This is a genomic window from Flagellimonas cixiensis (assembly GCF_042134615.1).
Lineage (GTDB): Bacteria > Bacteroidota > Bacteroidia > Flavobacteriales > Flavobacteriaceae > Flagellimonas > Flagellimonas cixiensis.
This window is the reverse complement of record NZ_CP169639.1, coordinates 2332498-2349700: the sequence shown is the minus strand read 5'-3', so window position 1 is coordinate 2349700 and position 17203 is coordinate 2332498. Positions and strand designations below refer to the sequence as shown.

Annotated in this window: 9 protein-coding genes; 3 read left to right on the top strand and 6 right to left on the bottom strand. The window is 43.1% G+C overall.

Annotated features, from left to right (window positions below):
• Window positions 1-2: 2 nt before the first annotated feature.
• A complete protein-coding gene (locus ABT310_RS10500) occupies window positions 3-665 on the bottom strand; it encodes a collagen-like protein (protein WP_375323848.1) in 663 nt (220 codons plus the stop codon).
• On the opposite strand from ABT310_RS10500, the gene ABT310_RS10495 reads away from it, so the two are divergent.
• Window positions 660-2567 (top strand): hypothetical protein, encoded by a 1908-nt coding sequence (locus tag ABT310_RS10495; protein ID WP_375323847.1) that lies wholly within the window; start codon window positions 660-662, stop codon window positions 2565-2567. The two genes, ABT310_RS10500 and ABT310_RS10495, sit on opposite strands and share 6 nt — an antisense overlap.
• Window positions 2568-3274: 707 nt before the next feature.
• Here the strand turns inward: ABT310_RS10495 and ABT310_RS10490 are convergent.
• From ABT310_RS10490 to ABT310_RS10480, 3 genes are read right to left on the bottom strand one after another with little or no spacing between them, the layout of a single operon-like run.
• Window positions 3275-5224, bottom strand: a complete 1950-nt coding sequence (locus tag ABT310_RS10490) for an OmpA family protein (RefSeq protein ID WP_375326173.1) — start codon at window positions 5222-5224, stop codon at window positions 3275-3277.
• 12 nt (window positions 5225-5236) lie between these two features.
• Window positions 5237-6187: a type IX secretion system membrane protein PorP/SprF gene (locus ABT310_RS10485; RefSeq protein WP_375323846.1), complete on the bottom strand. Its 951-nt coding sequence runs from the start codon at window positions 6185-6187 to the stop codon at window positions 5237-5239.
• A 12-nt stretch (window positions 6188-6199) separates the two neighbouring features.
• Window positions 6200-9988 (bottom strand): gliding motility-associated C-terminal domain-containing protein, encoded by a 3789-nt coding sequence (locus ABT310_RS10480; protein ID WP_375323845.1) that lies wholly within the window; start codon window positions 9986-9988, stop codon window positions 6200-6202.
• Window positions 9989-10377: 389 nt separating this feature from the next.
• Here ABT310_RS10480 and ABT310_RS10475 point away from each other — a divergent pair, with 389 nt between their 5' ends.
• The gene (locus tag ABT310_RS10475; RefSeq protein ID WP_375323844.1) at window positions 10378-11967 is read left to right on the top strand and encodes a peptide chain release factor 3; all 1590 of its coding nucleotides are present in this window, start codon (window positions 10378-10380) and stop codon (window positions 11965-11967) included.
• A gap of 89 nt (window positions 11968-12056) precedes the next feature.
• A complete protein-coding gene (locus ABT310_RS10470; RefSeq protein ID WP_375323843.1) occupies window positions 12057-12488 on the top strand; it encodes a hypothetical protein in 432 nt (143 codons plus the stop codon).
• 44 nt (window positions 12489-12532) lie between these two features.
• On the opposite strand, the gene ABT310_RS10465 is transcribed toward ABT310_RS10470, so the two are convergent.
• Both ABT310_RS10465 and rpoC read right to left on the bottom strand, forming a co-directional pair.
• Window positions 12533-12844 (bottom strand): DUF3467 domain-containing protein, encoded by a 312-nt coding sequence (locus tag ABT310_RS10465; RefSeq protein WP_090299042.1) that lies wholly within the window; start codon window positions 12842-12844, stop codon window positions 12533-12535.
• Between the two features lie 50 nt (window positions 12845-12894).
• Entirely contained in the window at window positions 12895-17193 is a 4299-nt protein-coding gene (gene rpoC, locus ABT310_RS10460; protein WP_375323842.1) for a DNA-directed RNA polymerase subunit beta', read from the bottom strand.
• Between the last annotated feature and the right edge of the window lie 10 nt (window positions 17194-17203).

The following is a 17203-nucleotide window of genomic DNA, read 5'->3' as shown; positions in this document are numbered from 1 at the left end:
TATTATTTTACTACAAATACCACATTGATCAAGGCGTTGTAATCGGCTGGTTGACCAATCACGGTATATGATAGGTTACCATTGGCATCAATAGCCATGGTCGCCGTATTGAAAACCGTTGCATCTGCATAGGTAACATAATAATACAAATCTGTCCTTGCATAGGTTGGAACTGCCGCTGGTGCTCCTGCACTTGATACTGTTGGCGAACCAAATTGATTGATATACTCTTGGTATAGGTCAATACTGAAGGAACCATTGGTCGATGCATCTATAGCAATGGAAGGTGGATAAAATACCCTTGCCGCTTTTGATGTAATTGGGGCTATAGCTTGGACCACATCCTCGACAGTTGATTCATTAACTCCATCACCATCTACATCTGCTGGAGTATCAGAATTCACCTCAGAAGCTGTTTGATTATCCGTAGATGGATCACCATTACATACATATTCAGTTGAATCCACCTCAGCCAAGTCCAGCGTACCGTTTCCGTTATCATCAATTCCAGTTTCCACTTTAATACCTCCAGCTGTACAATTTACACCTGCCGGTTCTGCAGTAGTTACGACAAGATTGGCCAGTCCATCAGGACCCTGATCTCCAGTAGGTCCTTTATCTCCAATAGGACCTTGAGGACCCTGGTCACCCGTCGGACCTTGCAATCCTACAGGACCCTGTTCTCCTTGTATTCCTTGGGGGCCTTGCGGACCCTGGTCTCCTATTGGTCCCTGTTCTCCAACTGGACCTTGAAGTCCTACCGGACCTTGGTCGCCTGTGGGTCCCTTGTCACCTGTTTCTCCTTTATCGCCTTGGATGCCTTGGATGCCCTGTGGGCCTTGGTCACCAACTGGACCCTGAAGTCCTACCGGACCTTGGTCGCCGGTGGGTCCCTTGTCACCTGTCTCTCCTTTATCGCCTTGGATGCCTTGGATTCCCTGTGGGCCTTGGTCACCAACTGGACCCTGTTCTCCAACCGGACCCTGAAGTCCTACCGGACCTTGGTCGCCTGTGGGGCCCTTGTCCCCTGTTTCTCCTTTATCGCCTTGGATGCCTTGGATGCCCTGTGGACCTTGGTCACCAACTGGTCCCTGAAGTCCTACCGGACCTTGGTCGCCTGTGGGTCCCTTGTCCCCTGTTTCTCCTTTATCGCCTTGGATACCTTGGATGCCCTGTGGACCTTGGTCACCAATTGGACCTTGAAGCCCAACCGGACCTTGATTGCCTGTGGGGCCCTTGTCCCCTGTCTCTCCTTTATCGCCTTGGATACCTTGGATGCCCTGTGGTCCCTGGTCTCCAATCGGACCTTGAAGCCCTACCGGACCTTGGTCTCCTGTGGGTCCCTTGTCCCCTGTCTCTCCCTTATCGCCTTGGATGCCTTGGATGCCCTGTGGGCCTTGGTCACCAACTGGACCCTGAAGTCCTACCGGACCTTGGTCTCCTGTGGGTCCCTTGTCACCTGTCTCTCCTTTATCACCTATGGGGCCCTGGATGCCCTGTGGGCCTTGGTCACCTGTGGGTCCCTTGTCACCTGTTTCTCCTTTATCGCCTTGGATGCCCTGGATGCCCTGTGGGCCTTGGTCACCAACTGGTCCCTGAAGTCCTACCGGACCTTGGTCGCCTGTGGGGCCCTTGTCCCCTGTCTCTCCTTTATCGCCTTGGATACCTTGGATTCCCTGTGGGCCTTGGTCACCAACTGGACCTTGAAGTCCTACCGGACCTTGGTCACCTGTGGGTCCCTTGTCACCTGTCTCTCCTTTATCACCTATGGGGCCTTGGATGCCCTGTGGGCCTTGGTCACCAACTGGCCCCTGAAGTCCTACCGGACCTTGGTCGCCCGTGGGGCCCTTGTCACCTGTCTCTCCTTTATCGCCTTGGATGCCTTGGATGCCCTGTGGGCCTTGGTCACCAACTGGACCTTGAAGCCCTACCGGACCTTGGTCGCCCGTGGGGCCCTTGTCACCTGTTTCTCCTTTATCGCCTTGGATGCCTTGGATGCCCTGTGGGCCTTGGTCACCAACTGGACCCTGAAGCCCTACCGGACCTTGGTCGCCTGTGGGTCCCTGTTCTCCAACCGGACCCTGAAGTCCTACCGGGCCTTGGTCGCCTGTGGGTCCCTTGTCACCTGTCTCTCCTTTATCGCCTTGGATGCCTTGGATGCCCTGTGGGCCTTGGTCACCAACTGGACCTTGAAGCCCTACCGGACCTTGGTCTCCTATGGGTCCCTTGTCACCTGTCTCTCCTTTATCGCCTTGGATGCCCTGTGGGCCTTGTTCACCAACTGGACCCTGAAGTCCTACCGGACCTTGGTCACCTGTGGGGCCCTTGTCACCTGTCTCTCCTTTATCGCCTTGGATACCTTGGATGCCCTGTGGTCCCTGGTCTCCAATCGGACCTTGGTCGCCTGTGGGGCCCTTGTCCCCTGTCTCTCCCTTATCGCCTTGGATGCCCTGTGGGCCCTGGTCACCAACTGGACCCTGAAGCCCTACTGGACCTTGGGGTCCTTGGGGTCCTTGTTCTCCAACTGGACCTTGAGGGCCTTCAGCACCTCCAGCTGCAATTGCTGACAGCGCAATGGAAATAATATTGTCCTCAGAATCTGTGATAACCAAATCAGAGCCTATTACCTCCATTCTTCTGTTTACCGTGTTGGAATCAGAATGTGTTAGCTCCCAAGTATCTCCATCCCAGAAAAATAGTATACCTGAATCGGTATTGATATAAATATCTCCCAAATCGACTCCTGTGGGCGATGTGTCACCTGCCGAAGTAACCTCAGTTCCTTTTAGAACTTCACAATTACATTGGTCTTGAAGGGTAACGGTAGTTTGGGAAAATGCAATTCCTGTAAATAATAGAAATAGCAGGGCAAGTATGCACTTTTTCATGAGGTTACGGTTTGTTGAGGATCGTATTTGTTGTACTTTTTGTAATCGTTTTTCATTGAAAACTTGGAAATCCCAGCAAATACGGAATCCACCTAAATTTCAATATGCTACAAAATTACCCTTGGAAATAGGTGTAGAAAATAATTGTTGTAAAGACTCCAATTAGAACTGTATACCCACCAATTTATGAAGTTAGCATGTCCACTTTATTATACTTTTCTTAAGACAGTTCGTCGATTAGCCCAATTATATAGCTAAATTACATAGGTTAATTCCTACAAAAAAACATGTGGTAAGTCTATTTATTCTTTATTTTTTTGATTATTAAAGAATAAAAAAAAGCGACCCTTTTTGGGTCGCTTCCTAATTTTTAAAATCATGTAATCCTATTCAAAAATAATAAACTCGGATCGTCTATTCAGTTGATGCTGATCTTCAGAACATGGTACCCCATTGGCACACTCGTTAACCAATCTGGTTTCACCAAATCCTTCACCTTGAAGTCTATCACGGGAAATTCCTTTGGAAACCATATAATCAACTGTAGATTCTGCTCTTTTTTGCGACAACCAAAGGTTATAGGCATCAATACCACGGCTATCGGTATGGGAGTTCACCTTGATTTTTAAACTTGGGTATTTCTCCATTGCTACTATCACCTTCTGAATCTCAATTTCAGCATCGGGACGAATGTTGTATTTATTCAAGTCAAAATAAATGGTACTCAATTGTAGTAATTTGGCCAAATCATCTCCGAAGCCTCCAGTGACCACATCCCTTTCTAGATAAAAGTCTATGATTCGAGGCTTGCCATCGGATTTACTTATGTACTCTTCAGCCGGGACATAGCCATCACGCGAGGCTCTCACAAAGTTTCCTTTGGAACAATCCAATTGTAACATATAATTTCCATTGGAATCGGTAATGGTGGATGATACCTCCCTATTTTCTTCATCGATGACCTTAACGGTTGCTCCTGCCAATACTTCGTTTGAAATACGGTCTCGAACAGTTCCGGTAACTTCTTGAAGGCAATCCAAAACCAAGGGTTCATTTTCTAGAAAGCCATAGATATCATCTCCGCCTAGACCTCCATCCCTATTGGATGAAAAATAGCCCGTTTTGTCTTCCGTATTGAATATATAGGAAAAATCGTCCTTGGGTCCATTTACCGGCCGACCAACATTTACAACAGGTTGGTAATAATCATTATATGCGATTTTGGTTGCAAAAACATCCAACCCTCCCAATCCTTGGTGTCCATCTGAAGAGAAATACAACACACCATCTCTCGTAATAAAAGGAAAGGTTTCCCTCGCTACGGTATTGATATTGCTACCTAAATTTTCTATGGGCCCATAAGTTCCGTCTCCAATAATGTCGGTCATGAATATATCAGATTGTCCTAAACTACCGGGCATATCGGATACGAAATACAATTTTTTCTCATCTGGACTCAATACTGGGTGTGCCACAGAATAAGCATCGCTATTAAATGGAAGCTCCACAATGTTTGTCCAAACCCCATCTATGTTTTCTGCGCTATATATTTTTAAACGTATGATTCCTGTGTCGTCTTTTTTCTTTTTACCGTCCAAAATATTGTTGCGCGTAAAATACATCATGGTGCCGTCTTTAGTTACGACTGATGTGGATTCGTGCAATCGAGTGTTGACATCTCCGGGCAACTTTACCACTTTATTGTTGGAGGCACTATCGGCATTTACTTTGTAAAGGTCCAAGAAATCGCTGGCATTCCAAGTGTGTCTGTATCGTGCAAAATTTCCCGTATCCCTATCCGAAGCGAAAATTAATCCCTTTTCGTAATAGGCGGCTGCAAAATCAGAGTATTTGCTATTGTAGTTAAACTTTTTCAAGGTGTAACGACCGGAGTTCTCTTCAATCTTTGCCATATAATCTGCATCGAAATTTTCGGATACGGCCGTAATTTCCCTAAAATCTTCCATCAACCTTGTAGATCCTTCGTAATCGCCAATGGATTTTAAACTTTGGGCATATTTGAAGATATCCTCCACTTCCATTTCATCTGGAAAAGTCTCTTCCAACTTTTTGAAGGTATCTGCAGCTTCTTGGTATTTGGCATTGAAGTAATAGGAATTCCCCAACTTCTTCAAAAGATCTGCAGAAACATATCCTTTATCCAATACTTTCTTATAAATATCAATAGCAGGACTAAATGAATATTCATTGTAGTTCTCATCCGCTCGGTCCAAGACCCTTGTAACTTGTCTGCTCGGGACACTGTCTTGTTGTGCAACCAATTGGGGTACACTCGCAAAAACCATGATCAATAAGAAAAGTACTCTCTTTAGCATCATCAACTGGTTTTAAAAGAATCTTGGTGATATGGTCCTTTGGAATGATTTCAACAATTCCAAGCGTAAAAACACTTCAAAAGAGCCATCGTTAAATTGGGTTCCTCCCAATTCTGTTGTTTCTCGATCGTAGGCAAGGCCCACCATTAATTGTTCGGTCAATTGAAAGCCTACCAAACCACTCAAAGCGGCATCCCAACGATAGGCGGCACCAAAACTAAATTTTTCAGCAAACAGGAAACTTGCCGATACATCCACTTGCAAGGGAGCGCCACTAACTGCTTTTGTCAATAAGGCCGGTTTAAACTGCAAATCAGCTCCAATATCAAATACATAACCGGTTATGAAATAGAAATTCATTCGCTCGGCAGACAAAAAGTTCACATTGTCTTCGGAATTATCGTTATCAAAATAATCGGACTCCAATACATTGGGCACAGAAACCCCTGCATAGAATTTATCGGTGTGGTAATAGACTCCCAATCCAAAATTTGGCGTAAATCTATTATCTATGTTGTCTTGGTTGACCACCTCTTGGTCAAAATTTCTAAGGCCATTAAAATCGAGGCTCAGTAAATTTCCTCCTGCTTTAAGTCCGAAAGACAATTTCGCAAACCTAGAAACATCAATGGTATAGGACACCATGGCATCCAAATAGGTTTCCTGAACAACCCCATCCCCTATATTGTCATTAACAATAGAAATTCCATATCCCAATCGACTGTTTCGAATGGGGGAATGAAGGTTGAGTGTAAAGGTTTCAGGGGCTCCATCCAAACCTACCCATTGTGAGCGGTACAAAGCGGCCAAGCTCAATTGACCTCTTGAGCCCGCATAGGCTGGATTTACGGTCATGGTGTTGTACATATATTGTGTGTACTGGGCATCTTGCTGAGCAAACAGCTCACTGGATGCGATTCCAATCAACAGTAATAATGGGATTATAAACTTTTTTCTTACCATTAGATCAATAGGTTATCTACTTATATAGATGTATTCGGAATCGGTGAAACTACCTTCATCCGTTTCATAATTAAAAATATAAAAATACACTCCTGCAGGTAGGTACTCGTTAACCCCTAGGGAAGACCTTCCTCTCGAGCGACCATCAAATACATTTTTTACGTTGTCGTAATTTGTTCCTTCATAAACCGCCACACCCCATCTGTTAAAAATTCGCAGTGTGCTACTTCTAATTTTCTCAACGCCACGGATAAACAGAAAGTCATTTTTTAAATCACCATTGGGGGTCAATAACTGGTTCACCTCTATTTTTGAACCCTCCTCGTTGTTTTCCTCATCAATTATTACGGTCACTGTTGCCGTATCGCAATTGTCTACATTGGCAATTTCGCATATAGTATATTCAATGGTATAGGTTCCCGGAGGAATTCCATCTTCGATGGTTACGCTCCCATTTTCATTGATGGTCAAAATACCGTTTGGAGTGGACGTCAAGATTACATTCTCCAGATTAACTGGTTCATCATTCAAGGTATCGTTGAGCAATACGTTACTTCCGTCTATAGTAATATCATCACTTTCCACCGTATATGAATCATCCACTGCATCAATAATCACATTTGGTGGTGGCGGAGGTGGTGGAACAGAGCTAACAACCACTGTTACAGTTGCCGTATCACAGTTATTAATATTTGCAATTTCACAAATGGTGTAGTCAATGGTATAGGTCCCTGATTCGTTTCCTGGAAGAACGGTCACACTTCCGTCTTCGTTAATGGTAAGTGCAGATGTAGGTGTTGATGTCAGAATGACATTCTCCAAACTTACAGGCTCTCCATTCAAGGTATCGTTGAACAATACATTGCTATCCACTATATTTCCTTCACTGTTTGAACCATAGGCATCATCTACAGCTTCTATAATATTTCCGCCCATGCCTTCTTCTACCTCAACCGTCACGGTTGCAGTGTCACAATTTTCGGTATTGGCCACCTCACAAATGGTATAGTCTATGGTATAGGTTCCGGGAAGGGTACCTGAAACGACAGTTATACTTCCATCTTCATTGATGGAAAGGGCATCTGTTGGGGTTGAAGTCAAAATAACATCTTCCGAACTTACTGGCCCACCATTTAAAGTATCGTTACTCAAAACATTGCTATCTACGATATCACCTTCACCGTTTGAAATGTAGGCATCATCTACCGCATCCAAGGCATTGGAGCCAACTTCAATGCTTACAGTTGCTGAAGCACAAACATTAGGATCTACATTTACATTACAAACCTGATACACTATGGTTACCGTGGAGTTGGACTCCAATAAAGTTGGTGTATAGGTTAGCATTCCAGTTTCTGCATCCAAAGTCAATGTGCCACTTGCGTCGCCACCAATTCTTGAAAGATATGTCTCGCCTAAGTTAGCTGCATCTGCATTGGGTAAATAATCATCGTTCTCCAAAATATTGATGGCGACCTGTGTTAGCGCTGGTGTCCAACCTGAATCGTCTCGAGCAGTTGCATTCAATGGGTCTGGATCATTTCCGTTTGGATTCCCATCGCCATCACAATCAAGATTGTTCCATTCTGAAGAAGGTTCTAGAGTAATACTTTCTGGATTATAATCGCATGGATCCAATGGATCGGTACCATCCTTAACTTCGTCTTCATTGGTCACTCCATCGCCATCGCAATCGCTGGTATTCCAAGTTGAGGAAGGATCAACGGTTTGACTATCCAACTTAAAATCACAAGGGTCGGTTGGGTCGGTGCCATCTTCCTCTTCATCTCCGTTGGTTACCCCATCACCATCGCAATCTGCTTCCAGATAGGCACCACTTTGTGGTAAGGATATGCTTTCTGGATTAAAAACACATGGGTCAAATGGGTCGGTACCATCCTCAACTTCGTCTTCGTTGGTCACTCCATCCCCATCACAATCGGCATTTAAATATTCCTCTGTTTGTGGTTCCGTTACATGTTCTTTTACATAATCACAATAATCCAAGGGGTCGGTTTCATCTTCTTCTTCCACATCATCTGGCACACCATCCCCATCTGTATCTGTATTGTCGGTTGGATCTAAATAATCTGGCGTTCCATCTTCATCAGTATCATCATTGGTTGGATCACCATCGCCATTAGCGTCCTCATCTGGTGTTGAAATGTCGTCACCGTCATCATCAACATCCCTGTAATTCACATCATCCTCTCCATCCCTTTCTGGCAAATCCGTTGCGGGATTTTCAATTTCATCATTTACGTCAAACCCGTCATTTACGTCACTACCTTCATAACCATCATCCAATCCATCATTATCGGTGTCGGTCCCTGTAAAGGTCCAATCTGGAATTCCATCAAAGTTAAAGTCGTTTCCTTCGTTGTTATCCGGCACCCAATCGTTGTCGGAATCATCATCTAAGTAATCTGGTGTTCCGTCAGAATCCGTATCCTCAAGGGATAAACCCATGGTGTTTCCATTTTCATAGGCATCGTCCACACCATTTACGTTAACATCCTGTCCAGATGGCGGAATATAATTGAATGTAGGCTGTGCTTCCACATTATCAGGTATTCCATCGTTATCACTGTCAATATCCAATCGGTCAGGATAACTATCTTTATCGCTATCCACATCCACACTAAAATTGGTGGTTTGCGGATTATTAAAATTATCCAAACATGTAAACTGAATACCTGCTTGACGAGCTACATTGGTCCTGAAATTATTATCCACATCTGCCTGAATTCCAAACCTAAAGACAAAAGAATCGATGTTTATGAATTCAACTGCGACATTTACAGCTGGGACTTGATTGGAAATACCGGTATACTCTTTAACACCTCCATTCACCAAAAAACCACCGGTAGTGTTTTGCACCGTTATTTCATTATTTTCATCTAATGTAAAACTAGCTGGAGTGTTGAATCTATTGTATTCTTGATATTCCGCATTACCATCTACATCTAAAAAGTTAGCACTTAGCTCTTCCAAAACTACCGGAGTATTGGTACCCACTTCTACAAAAGAAATTCTAAAATCCACATAGGGTCTTCTATCCTCCGAGGTTGTAGTGAAATAAATTTCAGGTTTAAAAAACTCTGGATCCGTAGCATTTTGATCTAAATACAAAATTTCACCGTTAACCACCTTTTCGATTGTCACCAATGCATCTAGATCACTGGTCACCTGCTGGTAACGATATACGGCTCCTTCAGCTAAGGCATCTCCCGATTCCAACATAGGCTCACTGCCAAAACTTAATTTTGGCACCGTACTACAATCGAAATCAGCACTTAACACACTGGATTCATTTTGGTCCAGAATACCATCGTTATCCGAATCCATATCCAAATAGTCCGGCACTTGATCACTATCTGTATCTATTGGGACAATTCCTTCCCCTGCTCCCGGTAAAGATTCATAGGCATCATCCAAGCCATTGCCATCAGAATCCATTCCTGATGGTAATTGAAATATTTTATGGTTTTGTGCTTCATAATTATCCAATAGTCCATCCCCATCAGAATCGGGATCTAAATAATTTGGAATTCCATCCCCATCACTATCCAAATCAAAACCTTCGACAACATCCAAAATACCATCATTGTCATCATCAATATCAATACTATCGGGAATTCCATCACTGTCGGTATCCGTATTTCCACTCATAAAAATTGAGTGTGCTTTTTCGCTATCGGCATCAAAAGCGGAAATGACTGTTGGATATAAGGGAAATCCTAAAATCAGAATAAGCATCATAATATGCTTCCTGAAATTCAAGAAAGTAATTTTTTCCATAAATGATAAGTTTTGGTCAACTAATCACCATGGCTGAAGTAGTACTCAAACGTGTAAGAAATTGGGGTTTCTTGCTGTTTTTAATCTCTCTCTTTTGGAAACCTAGGTACTCCAATTGGTCACATAGTTACATGATTTGGCCTATACCACCTATTTTAATCGATAAAAGGCGAATTCAATAACCTCAGCTACAACATCTTCCGGTTTCATCATCGGGTAAAACACCGATTCTTGAGAAAAAGCGCAAAAACGGGCGAAAAATACTCTACTTTTCCCAGTTGGTGAATTACAAAGGGTTATTTTTTTCCAATGATATTAACAATTCGCAATACTGTTCAAAATGGCACGGAAAACATTTAATTCCCTTATTTTTGCCGAAATTTTTGTTGATGGAATTTGAAAAGGAAATAGCAAGGCGAAGAACTTTTGGTATTATCTCCCACCCCGATGCCGGAAAGACCACTTTAACCGAAAAATTACTGCTTTTTGGTGGGGCAATCCAAGAAGCCGGTGCCGTTAAGAGCAATAAAATCAAAAAATCGGCCACAAGTGACTTTATGGAGATTGAACGCCAAAGGGGAATTTCTGTGGCAACTTCGGTCTTGGCCTTTATTTACAAGGACAAAAAAATCAATATTCTGGATACGCCCGGTCACAAGGATTTTGCAGAGGACACCTTTAGGACACTTACTGCGGTGGACAGCGTAATCGTAGTTATCGATGTTGCCAAAGGTGTTGAGGAACAAACCGAAAAATTGGTGGAGGTTTGTCGCATGCGAAACATCCCCATGATTGTTTTCATCAACAAACTGGACCGTGAAGGAAAAGATGCCTTTGATCTTTTGGATGAAGTAGAACAAAAATTGGGACTTAAGGTTACGCCCTTAAGTTTTCCCATTGGAATGGGCTATGATTTTAAGGGAATCTATAACATCTACGAGAAAAACATCAACCTGTTTAGCGGAAACAGCAAAAAGAACATCGAGGAAACCATTGCTTTCGACAATTTGGACAGTCCTGAATTGGAAAAAATAATTGGTACCGATGCCGCCGAAGAACTGCGCGACAATCTCGAATTGGCAGAAGGTGTTTACCCTGCTTTTGATAAAGAGGCTTATTTAAAAGGTGAATTACAACCCGTATTTTTTGGTTCCGCTCTGAATAATTTTGGGGTTCGTGAACTTTTGGATTGCTTTATCAATATTGCACCCGCACCACGACCAAAAAAGGCAGAAGAGCGTTTAGTGAATGCCAATGAAAAAGGGTTTTCGGGATTTGTTTTCAAGATTCACGCCAACATGGACCCAAAACACAGGGACCGTTTGGCTTTTATAAAGGTAGTTTCTGGCACCTTTGAGCGCAACACCCCTTACTTGCATGTCCGACAGAACAAAAAATTAAAGTTTTCCAGTCCGAATGCCTTCTTTGCCGAGAAAAAAGAAATTGTAGATATTTCCTATCCAGGAGATATTGTTGGCCTTCACGATACAGGAAACTTTAAAATCGGTGATACATTGACCAGTGGTGAAGAATTGCATTATAAAGGAATTCCAAGTTTTTCACCAGAACACTTCCGATACATCAACAATGCCGATCCTATGAAGGCCAAACAGTTGTACAAGGGTATCGACCAACTTATGGATGAAGGGGTAGCCCAATTGTTCACCTTGGAAATGAACGGACGAAAAGTCATTGGAACAGTTGGAGCACTGCAGTATGAAGTCATCCAATACCGATTGGAGCATGAATACGGTGCCAAGTGCACCTACGAAAACTTCCCTGTGCACAAAGCGTGTTGGGTTGAACCCCAGGATGAAAAGAATGAAGAGTTCCAAGAGTTCAAACGGGTGAAACAAAAGTTTTTGGCTACTGATAAAAAAGGACAGTTGGTATTTTTGGCTGATTCGCCATTCTCTTTGCAGATGACACAACAAAAGTACCCTTCGGTTAAATTGCATTATACTTCAGAATTCCATTAAAAGTATTTGCATTGTCATAATAAAATGATTTGAGCATAATGGGCTAATTTTTAGTACATTGTATTACACAACCATTTAAACAAACTATTATGACAACTAAAGTAAAACCACCTACCTGGTTCTGGGTAGTAAGTATCATCGCCCTTTTATGGAATTTAGTGGGCGTATTTAATTACCTCAACCAAGCGTTCAATCAAGTAGCCATTTTGGAAAGTTTGAATCAGGCACAGCGAGAAGTGTTTGAGGCCATCCCCGCATGGGCCACAGCTGCTTTTGCCATTGCCGTGTTTTCGGGCACTTTGGGCTGTATTGGACTTTTAATGAAGAAAAAGTGGGCAAAACCACTCTTTACCATTTCTTTTATTGCGGCAGCTGCGCAATTTATCCATTGGCTTTTTATTTCCAATGCCGTGGAAGCATTTGGGCCATCCACTTACGGTATGCCTATTGCCGTATTATTGATTGGACTATACCTTATTTCATTTTCCAAAAAAGGAATACAGAAAGGCTGGTTAAAATAATACATCATAAAAAAAGCCCTGATTGTTTGATCAGGGCTTTTTTTTTAAGCTTCTCCAGTAGGTCCAAAATTTAATGGAATCGGAGGTTGCTCATAATCTTTTATGGGGCCGTGGGCTTTCTCAAAGCGGGTAACGTTATCGTTCAACGCCTTTAAAAACTTCTTGGCGTGCTGTGGAGTTAGAATAATACGGCTTTTCACCTTTGCTTTGGGTGCTCCGGGCATCAAACTAATAAAATCCACCACAAATTCTGACACTGAATGGTTGATTATGGCCAAGTTGGAATAGGTACCTTCCGCCATTTTTTCATCCAATTCTATATTGATTTGTTTTTGTTTCTGGTTTTCGTCTGCCATAAACTATTTAAAAAGAAAACCCTGACCTATTGGCCAGGGTTTGTTAGTATTTAGAATTTGAATTCCTCTTTTCGGGCCATGATTTCATCGTACTCCTCTTTGGAACCTACAATGATACTGTCATAATCCCTCATACCGGTACCGGCTGGAATCTTATGTCCTACAATTACATTTTCCTTCAAACCTTCCAAGGTATCCACTTTACCGTTTACAGCGGCTTCGTTCAATACTTTGGTTGTTTCTTGGAACGATGCGGCAGAGATAAAGGACTTCGTTTGTAGCGAAGCTCTTGTAATACCCTGCAAAATTGGAGTGGCGGTGGCGGCAACTGCATCCCTCGCAGAAACTAAAGTTTTGTCCTCTCTTCTTAGAATAGAGTTTTCATCCCTTAGCTCACGTACGGTTACAATCTGACCTGGCTTCAATCTTTCAGAATCCCCGGCATCCTCAACTACTTTTTTACCAAAGATCTCATCGTTCTCATGGATAAAGTCGTCCTTGTGTGCCAATTGGTTCTCCAAGAAAATGGTATCTCCTGGATCTTGGATTCTTACTTTACGCATCATTTGTCTAACAACAACCTCAAAGTGCTTATCGTTGATTTTCACACCTTGTAAACGGTAAACTTCCTGTACTTCGTTCACCAAGTATTGTTGTACCGCAGATGGTCCTTTGATGGCCAAGATATCTTCTGGAGTAATAGATCCATCGGACAATGGCATGCCTGCACGTACGTAGTCGTTCTCCTGAACCAAGATTTGGTTGGAAAGCTTAACCAAGTACTTCTTCACCTCACCAGTTTTGGATTCGATGATGATTTCGCGGTTACCACGTTTGATCTTACCGAAAGATACTACACCGTCAATCTCAGAAACTACTGCTGGGTTGGATGGGTTACGGGCCTCGAACAACTCGGTTACCCTTGGAAGACCACCGGTAATATCCCCTGCCTTGGCAGACTTACGTGGTATTTTTACCAAGATTTTACCTTCTTTGATTTTCTCACCATCATCTACCATAAGGTGCGAACCTACTGGCAAGTTGTATGAACGCAAAGTTTCTCCTTTACCGTCCTTGATCAACAAGGTTGGGATCAACTTTTTGTTTCTGGATTCAGAAATTACCTTTTCTTGGAAACCGGTTTGTTCATCGATTTCAACTTGGTAAGTAACCCCTTGCTCAATATTCTCGTAGGCAATCTGTCCTGTAAACTCAGAAACAATTACACCGTTATATGGATCCCACTGACATATTGTAGTGCCCTTGGTTATTTTAGCTCCATCTTTAACAAACAACTGAGAACCGTAAGGAATGTTATTGGTACTTAGGGTGATTCCTGTTTTGGCATCTATGATCTTAATTTCAGATGTTCTGGAAATTACGATATCGGTTTTACCTCCCTCAGCATTTTCACCTTCAACCAATCTAAGATCTTCAATCTCAGCAATACCGTCAAATTTGGCTTCTAGTTTGTTATCTTCAGAAATGTTACCTGCAATACCACCCACGTGGAAGGTACGTAGTGTTAACTGTGTACCAGGTTCCCCAATGGATTGTGCAGCTACAACACCTACAGCTTCACCTCGCTGGACCATTTTGTTGGTCGCCAAGTTCCTACCGTAACATTTGGCACAGATTCCTTGAGGAGCCTCACAGGTCAATGGTGACCTTACTTCAACTTTCTCAATTGGAGCGGCTTCCACCCTCTTCACATCGGCCTCGTTAATATCTTGGCCTGCTTTAAGGATCAATTCCTCCGTTAATGGGTTGTATACATCGTGCAGAGATACCCTACCTAGGATTCTTTCTCCAAGGGTCTCAACAATCTCTTCGTTTTTCTTCAACGGCTCGACCTCGATTCCTCTTAGGGTCTCACAATCTTCAATGTTGATGATCACATCTTGGGAAACATCCACCAAACGACGGGTCAAGTATCCAGCATCCGCAGTTTTCAAAGCGGTATCCGCAAGACCTTTACGCGCACCGTGGGTAGAAATAAAGTATTCCAAAATCGATAGACCTTCCTTAAAGTTGGAAAGAATCGGGTTTTCGATAATTTCACCACCACCAGCGGTAGATTTTTTAGGCTTGGCCATCAAACCACGCATACCGGTCAACTGACGAATCTGTTCTTTGGAACCCCTCGCACCAGAATCCAACATCATATATACAGAGTTGAATCCTTGTTTGTCCTCACGGATTCGCTTCATCGCCAATTCGGTCAACATAGCGTTGGTAGAGGTCCAAACATCAATAACCTGGTTATATCGCTCATTGTTGGTGATAAGCCCCATGTTATAGTTCATCATAATACCATCTACCTGTCCGTTGGCCTCTTCGATCATTTCCAGTTTTTCGGCTGGAATGATAATATCACCCAAACTGAAGGATAGACCACCTTTAAAAGCGAAATCGTATCCCATGGCCTTGATCTTATCCAAGAATTCTGCAGTAGTTGGCACATCGGTAACGGCAAGAATGTCCCCAATAATATTTCTAAGGGCTTTCTTGTTCAATACCTGGTTGATGAATCCTGCTTGTTCTGGTACTTCTGAGTTGAACAACACACGACCTACAGTGGTTTCAATAATTTGATTGACCAATTCTCCATCTTCATTAAAATCTTTGGTTCTCACCTTGATTCCTGCGTTCAGGTTAACTTTCTTTTCATTGAAAGCAATCTCAACTTCTTCTGGAGAGTAGAATGTCAGCCCTTCACCCAATACAGGCTCTTCTGGGGTAGACTTTTTCTCTTTGGTCATATAATATAGACCCAATACCATATCCTGGGATGGAACGGTAATCGGAGAACCGTTCGCTGGATTAAGGATGTTTTGTGAAGCCAACATCAATAATTGAGCTTCCAAAATAGCCTCTGGCCCCAATGGCAAGTGAACCGCCATCTGATCCCCATCAAAATCCGCGTTAAATGCGGTACATGCCAGTGGGTGCAAACGAATCGCCTTACCTTCGATAAGTTTAGGCTGGAACGCTTGAATACCCAAACGGTGCAATGTGGGGGCACGGTTCAACAATACTGGGTGTCCTTTAAGGACGTTTTCTAGGATATCCCATACAACAGGCTCCTTTTTGTCGATAATCTTCTTGGCAGATTTTACCGTTTTCACAATACCTCTTTCAATCAACTTACGGATGATGAACGGCTTGTACAGCTCGGCTGCCATATCTTTAGGAAGACCACATTCGTACAATTTCAATTCCGGTCCAACGACGATTACGGAACGAGCGGAGTAATCCACACGTTTACCCAAAAGGTTTTGACGGAAACGACCTTGCTTTCCTTTCAAGGAATCAGAAAGGGATTTCAATGGTCTGTTTGATTCTGTTTTTACCGCAGATGCTTTTCTTGTGTTATCGAAAAGGGAATCCACAGCCTCTTGAAGCATACGTTTTTCGTTTCTCAAGATCACCTCTGGTGCCTTGATCTCCATCAATCGCTTCAAACGGTTGTTTCGGATAATTACCCTACGGTACAGATCGTTCAAATCGGACGTTGCGAAACGACCACCATCCAATGGCACCAATGGACGCAATTCTGGTGGAATCACCGGAATCACTTTCATGATCATCCATTCTGGGTTGTTCTCGCGGTTTCCTTGAGACTCACGCAAAGCTTCCACTACTTGAAGACGCTTCAAGGCTTCGGTTTTACGTTGTTTTGAAGTTTCGGTATTTGCTTTGTGACGTAGTTCGTAAGACAATTGTTCCAAATCGATTCTGGACAAAATGTCAATCAAACACTCGGCACCCATTTTGGCGATGAACTTGTTAGGGTCCGTATCTTCCAAATATTGGTTTTCACTTGGAAGGGTTTCCAAAATGTTCAAATACTCCTCTTCGGTCAAGAAATCCATTTTGTGGATTTCCTCACCTTCTGGACCTTTGGCAATACCTGGCTGGATCACCACATACCTTTCGTAGTAAATGATCATGTCCAACTTTTTGGAAGGCAGTCCCAAAAGGTATCCTATTTTGTTGGGCAACGAACGGAAATACCAGATGTGCGCTACAGGAACCACCAAGTTGATGTGTCCCACACGGTCTCTACGTACTTTCTTTTCGGTTACTTCAACACCACAACGGTCACAAACGATACCACGGTAACGGATACGCTTATACTTTCCACAGGCACATTCGTAATCCTTTACAGGACCGAAAATACGCTCGCAGAACAATCCATCACGCTCAGGCTTGTGCGTTCTATAGTTTATAGTTTCAGGCTTCAATACCTCTCCACGTGACTCTGCCAAGATAGACTCTGGAGAAGCCAATCCGATGGAAATTTTATTGAACCTTTTTTGTGCGTTGTTATCTTTAATTCTAGCCATAATAATATGG